We start from the raw sequence: 13179 nt of genomic DNA on the forward strand, positions 1-13179 counted from the left end.
GCTCGCTTGAGAAGCGCAATTTCAGCAGGTTCGAGGTTTTCAGCGAACGATGTCAAAAGGCGTCCCCGGCAAGGAAAATGAAATAGCCATAATCTGCCGATAGGCCGTTTTATGCGGGTCGCGATTGCTCGCAGGCGTTACGTAGTGGCGCATTTCACGGTCGAGGAAGAAGGTGGTGTCCAGCACTTCATCGTAGGTGAGTGCTGCCAGTTGTTCTTCCTGGGCGTTGTACAGCCGGCTTTGCGCGCCCTCGACGTTCTGCTTGCCCCAGAAATGCACGCCGCTGAAAGGATAGCCATCGCAATGGATGCCTTCAGGAGTGATTTCAAGCGTCTTGCCCGGTTTGATTTCGATACGAATCTGGTGGATCTGGCATTGCCAGACCTTGTCGTGCAACTCCAGGGGCAGCACGTTTTTGTAGACCTCAAAGTCCAGGTCTATGAGGCTGCGTACAACCGGAGAGGCGATGACTTCTTCGGAAAAGTCCTGAAAATGCCGTTCCATGCCGCCAACGTAGCGGTTATGGGCGGTGGACTGGACATAAGCACGGTGTTCGAGTTGACGCAGGTCGCGAGTGACGGGGTTGTATTCAAAGTCGCTATAGCGGCGAAACCGCATGCCTGCATCGGCCTGCCCGTAGTACTTGTCTTCTTCCATGTTCTCCCAGCTCTTGGTGAGCCGGATGAAATCGGCGAAATGACCGTACAAACTAAAATCGCTGCCTAGAACATTTGCAAACTTGTCACGTTGTAGCGAGTGGCCAACTTCCTTGTTCAAGACAAGCATTTTCAGGGTCCTTTTCTACGGTGAGCGCCTAATTTAGACGTCATGGCAGATAGTTCCATGAAAAAGAATTTGAGGCATATCAAGCCCTGATTGATGCGCCTGAAGGGCTGCCTGCCGCAAGCAGACAGCCCGTTTCACGGGCTAGTGAATCAATTCAGTACGCCATCGAGGATAGCGTAGACAATTCCTGTGCCCACCGCGATCAAGACTACGTCGGTACCCAGACGACGCCACTCGTAACCGTCATAACGCGGCAGGTATTGCAGCGAACGACTATCCAACCGCTTGCCATAACCACGGGGCAGTGGCTTGCCTTTGACAATGTGTACGCCCGGCGGCAGAGGCTGGCCACGGCCGATGACATCGCGATGCTGCTGAAAGGTCTGACGGACCTGGCCGAAGTCCTGAGGTGGACGATTACCGCCACGGTTGTCCTGATGCCCCTGATTGCCATGGCCTTTGTTGCCACCATTGCCACGACCATCGGGGCCGCCATTGTTTTGCGGGCCGTGCTGCTGACCGCCACGATTGTCATCACGCCCGTCACGCTGATCCGGCGCGGCCTGGAGCAGCGGACTGGCGCTGATCAGCAGGATGCCCAGCCCGGCTATAAAACGATTTGGCAGTTTCATGGGGATACCTCAGCATTCAATGAAGCAAAAAAAGGGGCTCAGGACCTTGGCCGTGAACCCCTTGTGTCTTGCTGCATAGGACAGCTAATGGCGAATTGATTCCTCTGTATCAGGAACTTTACCTTCAGCTCTTGCGAGCTTGACGCACACCATCAGCCAACGCCGCGCAAAGGCTCAACACGCCATCGACGGCCTCGCCGGGCGACTTGGCTGTGGCGATCTTGTCCACCAGCGCAGAACCGACCACCACGCCATCGGCCAGACGGGCGATAGCGGCTGCCTGCTCAGGCGTACGAATGCCGAAACCGACACTGATCGGCAGAGACGTATGGCGACGCAGACGTGCAATGGCTTCGGTGACGTGCTCGGTGGTAGCCGATCCGGCACCGGTCACACCGGCGACGGACACGTAGTAGACGAAACCGGAACTGCGCTCCAGAACACGTGGCAGACGTGCGTCATCGGTGGTCGGCGTGGTCAGGCGAATGAAGTCGATGCCAGAAGCCTGGGCAGGCGTGGCCAGCTCGGCGTCATGCTCAGGTGGCAGGTCGACGATGATCAGGCCGTCGACGCCCGCATCCTTGGCGGCTGCCACGAATGCATCCACACCAAAACGATGAATCGGGTTGTAGTAACCCATCAGCACGATAGGCGTGGTCTGATCTTCTGCGCGGAACTCGCTGACCATTTGCAGGGTTTTCAGCAGAGTCTGCCCGGCGTCCAGGGCACGCAGGGTCGCCAGTTGAATCGCGACACCATCGGCCATCGGATCGGTGAAGGGCATGCCCAGCTCGATCACGTCGGCACCCGCAGCCGGCAGCCCTTTGAGGACTTTCAGCGACGTATCGTAACCAGGGTCGCCAGCAGTGATGAAGGTCACCAGCGCCGCACGGCCTTCGGTTTTCAGCTGGGCGAAACGTTGCTCAAGACGGCTCATACCGACTTCTCCTGATTCTTTTCGGCGGCGGCCATGTGGTTCATTACGGTTTGCATGTCTTTGTCTCCGCGACCGGAGAAGCACACGACCATCAAATGGTCCTTGCTCAGAGTGGCGGCACGTTTGATGGCTTCGGCCAGTGCGTGGGCAGTTTCCAGCGCGGGGATGATGCCTTCGAGTCGGCAGCACTGATGGAAAGCCTGCAGGGCCTCTTCGTCGGTAATGCTGACGTATTCGGCGCGCTTCACTTCATGCAGGTAAGCGTGCTCAGGGCCGATGCCTGGGTAGTCCAGGCCCGCGGAAATCGAATGGGCGTCGGTGATCTGGCCGTCGTCGTCCTGCAGCAGGTAAGTACGGTTGCCGTGCAATACGCCGGGTACGCCGCCGTTGAGGCTGGCTGCATGCTTGTCGGTGTCGATACCGTGACCACCAGCCTCGACGCCAACGATCTGCACGCTGGCATCATCGAGGAATGGATGGAACAGGCCCATTGCGTTGGAGCCACCGCCCACGCAAGCCACCAGACTGTCTGGCAGACGTCCTTCCTTTTCCTGCATCTGGGCCTTGGTTTCCTTGCCGATGATCGACTGGAAATCACGGACCATCGCCGGATACGGGTGTGGGCCTGCCACAGTGCCGATCAGGTAGAAGGTGTCTTCAACGTTGGTTACCCAGTCACGCAGGGCTTCGTTCATGGCGTCTTTCAGGGTGCCGGTGCCGGAAGTGACCGGCACGATCTCGGCGCCCAGCAGCTTCATGCGAAATACGTTGGCCTGCTGACGCTCGATGTCGGTTGCGCCCATGTAGATCACGCAAGGCAGACCGAAACGGGCAGCGACCGTGGCAGTAGCAACGCCGTGCATGCCTGCGCCGGTTTCCGCGATCAGGCGCTTCTTGCCCATGCGTTTGGCCAGCAGGATCTGGCCGATGCAGTTATTGATCTTGTGTGCGCCGGTGTGGTTCAGCTCTTCGCGCTTGAAGTAGATCTTGGCGCCACCGCAGAACTCGGTCAGGCGCTCGGCGAAATACAGAGGGTTGGGGCGGCCTACATAATCACGCTGGAAGTACGCCAGTTGCTCGGCGAACTCAGGATCGGCCTTGGCGGCTTCGTACTCGCGATTGAGGTCAAGCACCAGCGGCATGAGGGTTTCAGCTACGTAGCGGCCGCCAAATGAGCCGAACAGGCCGTTGGCGTCGGGACCGCTGCGAAAGTTGGTCTGGGTCATGGGGGCTCCAGTTGCAGTCTTGGGCGAATGGGTTGAGCCGTATCGGCAATGGGCTCACTTTAACCAGCGCAAGCCCGGATGAAAACCGATAAGATCGCCACAACCTGTCAGGAAAACTCACACATACCATGAGCCGCGACCTTCCTCCCCTCAATGCCTTGCGCGCTTTTGAAGCCACTGCCCGCCTGGGCAGCGTCAGTCATGCTGCGGAACAGCTGCACGTGACCCATGGCGCGGTCAGCCGTCAGTTGAAAGCCTTGGAAGAACACTTGGGCGTCAGCCTGTTCAGCAAGGATGGTCGCGGCCTGAAACTCACAGATTCAGGTATTCGATTGCGCGACGTCAGCGGTGAAGCTTTCGACCGATTGCGCGATGTGTGTGCCGAACTGAGCCAAGGCAGCGCGGATGCGCCATTCGTACTGGGTTGCTCCGGTAGCCTGCTGGCGCGCTGGTTCATTCCACGCCTTGGGCGCCTGAATGCCGAGCTGCCGGACCTGCGTCTGCATCTCTCGGCGGGCGAGGGCGATCTGGACCCGCGCCGACCGGGGCTGGATGCACTGCTGGTATTCGCGGAGCCCCCATGGCCGGCGGACATGCAGGTTTTCGAGTTGGCCAGCGAACGTATCGGGCCAGTGCTGAGCCCACGCTTCACACATTTCGAGGCATTGCGGCAGGCACCTGCCCAAGCGTTATTGAACGAATCACTGTTGCAAACCACCTCGCGCCCACAAGCCTGGCCAAGCTGGGCTCAACACCATGGGATCGATCCGCAGGCTTTGCGTTACGGGCAGGGGTTCGAGCATTTGTATTATTTGCTGGAGGCAGCAGTCGCGGGCCTGGGCATTGCCATTGCCCCCGAGCCGCTGGTCACGGACGACCTGCGGGCCGGACGCCTGGCTGCGCCATGGGGTTTCAGCGAAACCCCGGCACGCCTTGCACTCTGGCTACCCCGACGCGCTGCTGACGGTCGGGCGCAGCAGTTGGCTCAATGGTTGAAAAACGAGCTGGAGCACTCCATCGAGCCGATCAGAAAATGATCAGTCGCCACGTTTGATCAACAGATAGGCAGCAAGCAGGCCAATCGCGCCGACTGCAACGCCCGCAGTCGTCCAGGGATGTTCCTGAGCGTAATCGCGGGTAGCGAGTGCATTTTCACGGGTCTTGACCTTCACGTCCTCGTACAGATCGCTGAGCAGATGGCGCGAATGGCTCAGCGCATTTTCAGCATTGACCTTGAGACTTTTCAGCGTCTTGCGCGACTCCTCGGAAGCATCGCCTTTGAGGCTTTCCAATGACTTTAGGAGGCTTTCGATCTCTGCTTCCATGCTTTGCAACGAGGCTTTACGAAGGGAATTGCTAGCCATGGTATTTCTCCTGCTGTGATGAGTACGTGTGTTGTTTCCGACTGCGCAGGTTTTGGAAAGTGCGATGGGATTTATGCAAAGTGCTGAACTTTTGTCTGCATTTTCCTGACAGAACCAATGAGCGTCGCCACTGCTACGCTCCTGAAGGCTACCAAGGAGAACTGCCATGAGTGATCACCACACCTACAAGAAGATCGAGCTGGTTGGCTCGTCTACCACCAGTATCGAAGACGCCATCAACAATGCGATTGCAGAGGCCAGCAAGAGCCTTCAGTTACTGGAATGGTTTGAAGTGACCGAAACCCGCGGGCACATCGAGAACGGCAAGGTTGCGCACTATCAGGTAACCCTCAAGGTGGGCTTTCGCATCGCCGATAGCTGACAGGTTCTGACGCTTTTAACTGGCCGTTTGCCATAAATTCCGCTACAGATAGAGACCGCTGCCACGCATCAATGCGTGGCGGTTGCCATTGAGCGCTTCATTTTGGAGTGCCTGTATTTGTCAACACGAGGGAGTGTCATTGATGAAGAAGCTTCTATTGGTAGTAGGCTTGCTGAGTTTTGCTGGAACCACCATGGCGGCGGGCAAGAATTGCGAAGAGCTGAAAGCGGAGATTGACGCAAAACTCAAGTCGCTCAAGGTTTCGTCCTACACGCTGGAAATTATCCCGACCGACGATCTGAAGGATCAGAAAGTCGTAGGCTCCTGCGATGTGGGCAGACACAAGATCATCTACACCCGCAACTGATCCGGGTACGCGCCACCGCCGTGCAGGAGCGGATTCATTCGCGAAAGGCCGATCCTTACCGTCAGGTATGCCGCCTTCCCGGATAAATCCGGTCCTGCACTGTGCGGTGTCCTTATCCCTGCGCAACCTGCGCCAGAATTTCATACGAACGTAGACGATCCTCGTGTTCGTACATGTCGCAGGTGAAGATCAATTCATCGGCATCGGTCTGCTCCAGCAGCACATCCAGCTTGGCGCGGATCTTTTGCGGACCGCCCACCATCGCCAGCCCCAGAAAACTCGCCACGGCCTCTCGTTCGTGAGGCAGCCACAGCTTGTCCATGGATTCGACGGGCGGACGCTGCACCAGGCTGTGCCCACGCATCAGCGCCAGAATGCGCTGATAGACCGACGTCGCCAGGTACTCGGCATGCTCGTCAGTGTCGGCCGCCGCCAGCGGTACACCCAACATCACGTAAGGCTTGTCGAGCACGTCTGAAGGCTGGAAATGATTGCGATAGACGCGAATCGCTTCATGCATGTAGCGCGGCGCGAAATGGGAGGCAAAGGCATAAGGCAGCCCACGCATCCCGGCGATCTGGGCACTGAACAGGCTCGAACCCAGCAACCAGATCGGCACATTGGTGTCTGAACCCGGCACAGCGATCACTTTTTGATCAGGCGTGCGTGGCCCGAGGTAGCCCATCAGCTCGGTGACATCATCAGGGAAGTCATCCGCGCTACCGGAGCGCTCGCGTCGCAATGCCCGGGCCGTCATCTGGTCCGAACCCGGCGCACGTCCCAGGCCCAGATCGATACGACCGGGATAGAGACTGGCAAGGGTGCCGAACTGCTCGGCAATGACCAATGGCGCATGGTTGGGCAGCATGACGCCACCAGCGCCTACGCGAATCGTCGAAGTACCGCCAGCCAGATAGGCCAGCAGCACAGAAGTCGCCGAACTCGCGATGCCATCCATGTTGTGGTGCTCTGCAACCCAGAAACGGTTGTAACCCAGCTTCTCGACGTGCTGAGCCAGGTTCAGGGAATTACGCAGTGATTCTGCGGGACCTTTGTCCTGACGCACAGGCACCAGATCAAGGGTGGAAATCTTTACATCCGTCAAACGTTTCATAGGCCGCTGCTTCTCCTCGAAATGTGTTGGGCTGAGCCCATGATGAAACAGCAGTGCGGGCGCAAGCGCTGCTTTTCAATGGCAACCCCGAAAAAGACCTACCAAAACGCTAGGACTTATACGTTGAACTTTCCAAGACCGTCTATCCTCAGAAACTTGGTTACGGCCGGAACATTACCGATTTAATCAGGAGGCACCATGAGCATCGTCAAGAAAGCATCAGCCCATTGGGAAGGTGATCTGAAGAGTGGCATTGGCAGTATCTCCACTGAAACGGGCGTACTGCGCGAAGCGCCTTACGGTTTCAAGGCCCGCTTCGAAGGCGGCAAGGGCACCAACCCGGAAGAACTGATCGGCGCAGCCCATGCCGGCTGTTTCTCCATGGCCCTGTCGATGATCCTCGGGAACGCGGGCTTCACTGCTGAAAGCATCGATACTCAGGCTGAAGTGACCCTGGATCAGGACAGCGGCGGATTTTCGATCACAGCCGTTCATCTCGTGCTCAAGGCCAAGGTCCCGGGTGCAAGCCAGCAGCAGTTCGATGATTTGACCAGGCAAGCCAAAGAAGGCTGCCCGGTTTCCAAGGTGCTGAACGCCAAGATTACCCTGGACGCCACGCTGCTCGGTTGATCGATAGCGTGACACCTGATGACCCGTACAACCCGGTTGTACGGGTCATTTTTTTGCCCGTCAGAACCAGATGCGGGGCCGGACGGTCGTATGAAGGACTACAGCACAGACAAGGTTCTGTGCGTCTTATCGAAGGAATCGGGCATGAAACGTTTTGTTTTGGCTATGAGCTGTATCCTGCTGACGACCGGCGCCCTGGCTGCGCCGAAATCCTGCGAAGAACTCAAGGACGAGATCGAGGCCAAGATCCAGGCCAACAACGTCACGTCCTATACGCTGGAAATCGTCCCCAACGCCGAGGTCCACGACCAGAACATGGTGGTGGGCAGCTGCGAAAACGGCACCAAAAAAATCATCTATCAAAAAAACGATAGCTGATCAGATGCAGCGGACATCCCCTTCATGGGCCAGCACCTTGCGCTCGGCGTCATAAAGTTTGGCGGTAATGTCATTGGCAAGCGTGCGGGCTTCGATCATGTAACGCTGCCCGGCGACAAAATGGTCGTACTCGATATCGATGAAACAGGTGATGTCGGTGTAGTCGTCACTTATCAGGCCCAGCCCGCCCGAGCGATATTCATAATCGAAGCGTATCTGTAGCTCGTGGCGACCGGGAGTGACCTGAAAGTAGCGGCCATCATAGGTATTCTTGCCATCAAGCTTGTCTGCCATCACCAGCCTGCCGGTCATGGTGCGCATGTCGATCCAGGCCATGTCCGGGTCCACGGCAGGTAAAGGCGTAGTACACCCCAGAAGGGTGCCAAGGGCGAGAGTCAATGCTATCAGGCGCATGTCAGGCTCCGAAGATGGGCGGATGACGATGATAGTTGCGTAATACCCTGGCTGTCCTGCATAACCCGTTCTATCCCTGTCTTGAAGGCCGTGTATGCCACGACTCAATGTTTTACGTCTCTGGCACAGTTTGCCGATAGCGACGATGGTTTTGCTTTGTGGATGCTCCAGCCTTTCGTATTACGGCCAGTTGGCCAGTGGTCAACTGCGACTGCTACAGGCTCGGGAGCCGATCCAGGACATCATCTCTGACCCTGCGCGCGACCCGAAATTGCGTCAGCGTCTGGCATATGCCCAGGAAGCTCGTACCTTCGCCAGCGACCATCTGCATCTGCCGGACAACAAGAGTTATCGCCTGTACGCCGATCTGGGCCGTCCTTATGTCGTCTGGAACGTATTCGCGACCGATGAGTTCTCTCTGGACCCTGTCACTCATTGCTTTCCGATTGCCGGTTGCGTGGCCTATCGCGGTTATTACAGCCAGGGCGGTGCGCGAGGTGAAGCCGCTTTACAGCGTCAGGCCGGCAAGGACGTGTACATGAGCGGCGTCGAAGCGTATTCAACGCTGGGCTGGTTCAACGATCCGATTCTCAGTTCCATGCTGGGTTGGGGTGACGAGCGACTGGCAACGCTGATCTTCCACGAACTGGCCCATCAACGTTTCTATGTGAAGGACGACACCGAGTTCAACGAATCCTACGCCAGCTTCGTGGAGCAGGAAGGCACTCGCCAATGGCGTGCTGCACGAGGCCTGGCACCGGAAAACGTCTCACAATCCACACGCCGGGATCAGTTCATTCGATTGGTGCTCGATACCCGGGAGCGGCTCAAGGTCTTGTATCGCCAGCCGCTGACAGCCGAGCTGATGCGTGAGCGCAAAGCCGCCGAATTCGAGCGCTTGCGCCGTGAGTACCGGCAATTGCGTGATGAGCAATGGAGCGGCGACAAACGCTTCGACGGGTGGATCAACTCACCGATGAACAACGCCAAGCTGCTGCCCTTCGGGCTTTATGACCAGTGGGTGCCAGCGTTTGAGGCGTTGTTCAAGCAAGTGAATGGTGACTGGGTGGCGTTCTTCGATGCCGTGGAAAAGCTGGGGGATTTGCCTGTGGTGCAGCGCAAGGCCAAGTTGCAGGAGCTCAGCGGCTTTCGCGAATGAATTCGCTCCCACACTGTAGGAGCGAATTCATTCGCGAACAGACCAATCCCCTCCTGAATTCATTCGCGAAAAGCCTCATGCATCTGGGCCATCGTCACAAAATGATAGGTCGGCGATTGCGCTGTCAGTTCCTCATGGCTGCCAAAACCATAACCTACTGCTGCCACATCCAGCCCGTTACGCGACCCGCCGATCAGGTCATGCTTGCGGTCGCCGATCATCAAGGTCTGGCTTGGGTCCAGACGCTCCTGCTCCAGCAGATGGGCGATCAGTTCCACTTTGTCGGTGCGGGTGCCGTCCAGCTCACTGCCGTAGATCACCTTGAAATGCCTGGCGAAGTCGAAGTGCCGGGCGATTTCATGGGCGAAAACCCAAGGCTTTGAAGTCGCGATATACAGCGTTCGACCTTGACCACCCAAGGTTTCAAGCAGCTCGGGCACGCCATCGAAAACCAGATTTTCATAAAGCCCGGTGACTTTGAAGCGCTCGCGATAGAAACCCACAGCCTCCCAGGCACGGGCTTCGTCCATCTCATAAAACTGCATGAAGGCTTGCAGTAGCGGTGGGCCGATGAAGTGTTCCAGTTTAGTGATATCCGGCTCGTCGATGCCCAGACGCCCCAAGGCAAACTGGATCGAGCGAGTTATCCCCAGGCGCGGGTCAGTCAGTGTGCCGTCGAGGTCGAACAGAATGTTTTTGTAATGCATGGGTTCTCGCCAGTGAATGCGTAAAAAGGTCTGTGGATAACTCAGGGCTGGTCGTAACCTTCGGCCAGGTGCTGATCCTTGAGCTTCACGTAATTGGTCGCGCTATAGGGGAAAAAGGCGATCTCCTTTTCAGTCAGTGGCCGTGCCTGTTTGACCGGACGCCCCACGTACAGAAACCCGCTTTCCAGCACTTTACCCGGCGGCACCAGGCTGCCAGCGCCAATGATGACTTCATCCTCGACCACCGCGCCATCCATGATGGTGGTGCCCATGCCGATCAGGATCCGGTTGCCGATGGTGCAGCCATGCAGCATCGCCTTGTGGCCGATAGTCACTTCGTCACCGATCAGTAGCGCAAAGCCGTCAGGGTTGAACGGCCCTGCGTGGGTGATGTGCAACACGCTGCCGTCCTGCACGCTGGTACGGGCACCGATACGGATGCGATGCATGTCGCCACGGATGACGGTCAGTGGCCAGACGGAGCTGTCGGCACCGATCTCGACATCGCCGATCACCACAGCGGAATAGTCGACGAACGCTCGCTCGCCAAGGGCTGGGGTGTGGTCCTGGAACTTGCGAATGGCCACGATAGGCTCCTTCTTTGGTGGTGATAGATGCGCGATACCGGTTTGAGTGCTGCGGTCGGCGTCGATTGTAATTAAGATGCGTGAGTGTTTCTTCCAGCCAAGGTGCAAAACCGTGAGCGCGAACAACCCTCTTTTGCAATCGTACGACCTGCCTCCTTTCTCGGCGATCCGTGCCGAGCACGTAAAACCTGCCATCGAACAGATCCTGGCCGATAACCGCGCCGCGATTGCCGACATTCTTGCCAGGCAGGGTTCGACACCCACCTGGGCCGGACTGGTCCTGACGATGGATGAATTGAATGACCGCCTGGGAGCCGCCTGGAGCCCGGTCAGTCACCTGAATGCCGTCTGCAACAGCGCAGAACTGCGCGAAGCCTACGAGTCGTGCCTGCCTGCATTGAGCGCTTACTCCACCGAAATGGGCCAGAACCGTGAGCTGTTCCAGGCCTATGAAGCCCTGGCCAACAGCCCGGAAGCGGCAAACTTCGATGTTGGCCAGAAGACTATTCTGGAACAATCGCTGCGCGACTTCCGCCTTTCGGGTATCGACCTGCCACCCGAGCAGCAGAAGCGTTACGCCGAAGTGCAAAGCAAGCTGTCGGAGCTGGGCAGCCAGTTCTCCAACCAGTTGCTCGATGCAACCCAGGCCTGGACCAAACTGGTCACTGACGAATCTGCCCTGGCGGGTCTGACCGAATCGGCCAAACAGCAAATGGCTGCCGCCGCCAAGGCCAAGGATCTGGAAGGTTTCCTGATTACCCTGGAGTTCCCGAGCTACTACGCGGTAATGACCTACGCCGAAGACCGCGCCCTGCGCGAGGAAGTCTATGCGGCGTACTGCACACGCGCCTCGGATCAAGGCCCGAATGCGGGCAAGAACGACAACGGCCCGGTCATGGCGCAGATCCTCGACCTGCGTCAGGAACTGGCACAACTGTTGGGCTTCGCCAGCTTCTCCGAACTGAGCCTGGCGACCAAGATGGCCGAGTCCAGCGATCAGGTGCTCAGCTTCCTGCGCGATCTGGCCAAGCGCAGCAAGCCTTTTGCCGAACAGGACCTCAAGCAGCTCAAGGCGTATGCCGCCGAACAGGGTTGCCCGGATCTGCAAAGCTGGGACAGCGGTTTCTATGGCGAAAAACTGCGCGAACAGCGCTACAGCGTTTCCCAGGAAATCCTGCGCGCCTATTTCCCTATCGATAAAGTGCTGAGCGGCCTGTTTGCCATTGTTCAGCGCCTGTACGGAATTGAAATCGCCGAACAGAAAGGTTTCGACACCTGGCACCCGGATGTTCGTCTCTTCGAGATCAAGGAAAACGGCCAGCACGTCGGGCGCTTCTTCTTCGACCTGTATGCCCGCGCCAACAAGCGTGGCGGTGCCTGGATGGATGGCGCACGCGACCGTCGCCGTACCGCCGAAGGCCGTATGCAGAACCCGGTGGCGAATCTGGTGTGCAACTTCACGCCAGCAGTCGGCGGCAAGCCTGCCTTGCTGACTCACGATGAAGTCACCACCCTGTTCCACGAATTCGGCCATGGCCTGCATCACCTGCTGACCCGCGTCGAGCATGCTGGTGTTTCCGGGATCAACGGCGTGGCGTGGGATGCAGTCGAACTGCCAAGCCAGTTCATGGAAAACTGGTGCTGGGAGCCTGAAGGCCTGGCCCTGATTTCCGGTCACTACGAGAGCGGCGAAGCACTGCCTCAGGACCTGCTGGAAAAAATGCTCGCAGCCAAGAACTTCCAGTCGGGGCTGATGATGGTTCGTCAACTGGAGTTCTCGCTGTTCGACTTCGAGCTGCACGCCACCCATGGCGACGGCCGTAGTGTGCTGGAAGTGCTCGAAGGCATTCGCGATGAAGTCTCGGTCATGCGACCGCCAGCCTATAACCGCTTCCCGAACAGCTTCGCGCATATCTTCGCGGGTGGTTATGCAGCCGGTTACTACAGCTACAAGTGGGCTGAAGTGTTGTCTGCCGACGCTTTCTCCAAGTTCGAGGAAGACGGTGTACTCAACGCCGAAACGGGTCGTGCCTTCCGCGAAGCCATTCTGGCGCGTGGCGGTTCCCAGGCGCCGATGGTGTTGTTCGTCGACTTCCGCGGACGCGAGCCTTCAATTGACGCACTCTTGCGCCACAGTGGCCTGAGTGAGGAAGCGGCAGCATGACCGATACACCGGTAGTCATTACCAAGAAACGCTTTATCGCCGGGGCTGTCTGCCCGGCGTGCAGCGAACCCGACAAGTTGAAGATGTGGAGCGAAGACGACGTGCCCCATCGCGAATGCGTGGGTTGCGGCTACAGCGATACGCTCAATGAACAGGGCCTGTCGATTCCCAAGGAACTGGGAACACGAGTCAACAAGGCCACGCCAAAACCGGCAGATCCAAAGGTTCAGGGCGTGCAGTTCTTCCCGAATCCAAAGCTGAAAAAGCCGGTTGATCCGAGTTGAATGGCTGATGATGAAAAGGGCGCTCTACTGAGCGCCCTTTTTTATACG

At 57.8% G+C, this 13179-nt stretch carries 17 protein-coding genes; 8 read left to right on the forward strand and 9 right to left on the reverse strand.

Annotated elements, in window-relative coordinates:
* Positions 1–39 precede the first annotated feature (39 nt).
* The 4 genes from JL015_RS18905 to trpB form a co-directional block, all read right to left on the reverse strand.
* Positions 40–786, reverse strand: coding sequence for a 2OG-Fe dioxygenase family protein (locus JL015_RS18905; protein WP_201000946.1), 747 nt, complete (start codon positions 784–786; stop codon positions 40–42).
* Positions 787–935: 149 nt separating this feature from the next.
* Positions 936–1418, reverse strand: a complete 483-nt coding sequence (locus tag JL015_RS18910) for an anti-virulence regulator CigR family protein (RefSeq protein ID WP_201019515.1) — start codon at positions 1416–1418, stop codon at positions 936–938.
* Between the two features lie 124 nt (positions 1419–1542).
* Entirely contained in the window at positions 1543–2355 is an 813-nt protein-coding gene (gene trpA / locus JL015_RS18915) for a tryptophan synthase subunit alpha (RefSeq protein ID WP_201019516.1), read from the reverse strand.
* Entirely contained in the window at positions 2352–3581 is a 1230-nt protein-coding gene (gene trpB, locus JL015_RS18920) for a tryptophan synthase subunit beta (protein ID WP_201019517.1), read from the reverse strand. Before trpB ends, trpA begins: the two co-directional genes overlap by 4 nt.
* A gap of 128 nt (positions 3582–3709) precedes the next feature.
* Here trpB and JL015_RS18925 point away from each other — a divergent pair, with 128 nt between their 5' ends.
* Complete coding sequence (locus JL015_RS18925) at positions 3710–4618, forward strand: LysR family transcriptional regulator (RefSeq protein ID WP_201019518.1); 909 nt, start codon at positions 3710–3712, stop codon at positions 4616–4618.
* On the opposite strand, the gene JL015_RS18930 is transcribed toward JL015_RS18925, so the two are convergent.
* The gene (locus tag JL015_RS18930) at positions 4619–4945 is read right to left on the reverse strand and encodes a DUF883 family protein (RefSeq protein WP_201000938.1); all 327 of its coding nucleotides are present in this window, start codon (positions 4943–4945) and stop codon (positions 4619–4621) included.
* Between the two features lie 166 nt (positions 4946–5111).
* Between JL015_RS18930 and JL015_RS18935 the strand changes: the two genes are divergently transcribed.
* On the forward strand, positions 5112–5327 hold the full coding sequence (locus JL015_RS18935; RefSeq protein WP_201000936.1) for a dodecin: 216 nt from the start codon (positions 5112–5114) through the stop codon (positions 5325–5327).
* 142 nt (positions 5328–5469) lie between these two features.
* Positions 5470–5694 (forward strand): DUF1161 domain-containing protein, encoded by a 225-nt coding sequence (locus JL015_RS18940; protein WP_201019519.1) that lies wholly within the window; start codon positions 5470–5472, stop codon positions 5692–5694.
* A gap of 112 nt (positions 5695–5806) precedes the next feature.
* On the opposite strand, the gene JL015_RS18945 is transcribed toward JL015_RS18940, so the two are convergent.
* Positions 5807–6808, reverse strand: coding sequence for an LLM class flavin-dependent oxidoreductase (locus tag JL015_RS18945; protein ID WP_201019520.1), 1002 nt, complete (start codon positions 6806–6808; stop codon positions 5807–5809).
* Between the two features lie 198 nt (positions 6809–7006).
* Here JL015_RS18945 and JL015_RS18950 point away from each other — a divergent pair, with 198 nt between their 5' ends.
* Together JL015_RS18950 and JL015_RS18955 are read left to right on the forward strand one after the other, a co-directional pair.
* Positions 7007–7438, forward strand: a complete 432-nt coding sequence (locus JL015_RS18950) for an OsmC family protein (RefSeq protein ID WP_201019521.1) — start codon at positions 7007–7009, stop codon at positions 7436–7438.
* A 144-nt stretch (positions 7439–7582) separates the two neighbouring features.
* The gene (locus JL015_RS18955) at positions 7583–7816 is read left to right on the forward strand and encodes a DUF1161 domain-containing protein (RefSeq protein ID WP_201019522.1); all 234 of its coding nucleotides are present in this window, start codon (positions 7583–7585) and stop codon (positions 7814–7816) included.
* Here JL015_RS18955 and JL015_RS18960 read toward each other — a convergent pair whose 3' ends face one another.
* Positions 7817–8230, reverse strand: coding sequence for a PA0061/PA0062 family lipoprotein (locus JL015_RS18960; RefSeq protein WP_201019523.1), 414 nt, complete (start codon positions 8228–8230; stop codon positions 7817–7819).
* A 94-nt stretch (positions 8231–8324) separates the two neighbouring features.
* Here JL015_RS18960 and JL015_RS18965 point away from each other — a divergent pair, with 94 nt between their 5' ends.
* Positions 8325–9389 carry an aminopeptidase gene (locus JL015_RS18965; protein WP_201019524.1) on the forward strand — a complete coding sequence of 355 codons (1065 nt, stop codon included), beginning with the start codon at positions 8325–8327 and terminating at the stop codon, positions 9387–9389.
* 59 nt (positions 9390–9448) lie between these two features.
* Here JL015_RS18965 and JL015_RS18970 read toward each other — a convergent pair whose 3' ends face one another.
* Both JL015_RS18970 and JL015_RS18975 read right to left on the reverse strand, forming a co-directional pair.
* On the reverse strand, positions 9449–10096 hold the full coding sequence (locus JL015_RS18970) for an HAD family hydrolase (RefSeq protein WP_201019525.1): 648 nt from the start codon (positions 10094–10096) through the stop codon (positions 9449–9451).
* Between the two features lie 41 nt (positions 10097–10137).
* Positions 10138–10683: a gamma carbonic anhydrase family protein gene (locus JL015_RS18975; protein WP_201019526.1), complete on the reverse strand. Its 546-nt coding sequence runs from the start codon at positions 10681–10683 to the stop codon at positions 10138–10140.
* Positions 10684–10759: 76 nt separating this feature from the next.
* On the opposite strand from JL015_RS18975, the gene prlC reads away from it, so the two are divergent.
* Complete coding sequence (gene prlC, locus JL015_RS18980; RefSeq protein ID WP_201019527.1) at positions 10760–12847, forward strand: oligopeptidase A; 2088 nt, start codon at positions 10760–10762, stop codon at positions 12845–12847.
* Positions 12844–13131, forward strand: a complete 288-nt coding sequence (locus JL015_RS18985) for a YheV family putative zinc ribbon protein (protein WP_200986376.1) — start codon at positions 12844–12846, stop codon at positions 13129–13131. The genes prlC and JL015_RS18985 overlap by 4 nt, the downstream gene beginning before the upstream one ends.
* The last annotated feature ends 48 nt before the right edge of the window (positions 13132–13179 follow it).

The sequence above is a fragment of the Pseudomonas cichorii genome, assembly GCF_015471405.1.
GTDB classification, from domain to species: domain Bacteria; phylum Pseudomonadota; class Gammaproteobacteria; order Pseudomonadales; family Pseudomonadaceae; genus Aquipseudomonas; species Aquipseudomonas serbiensis.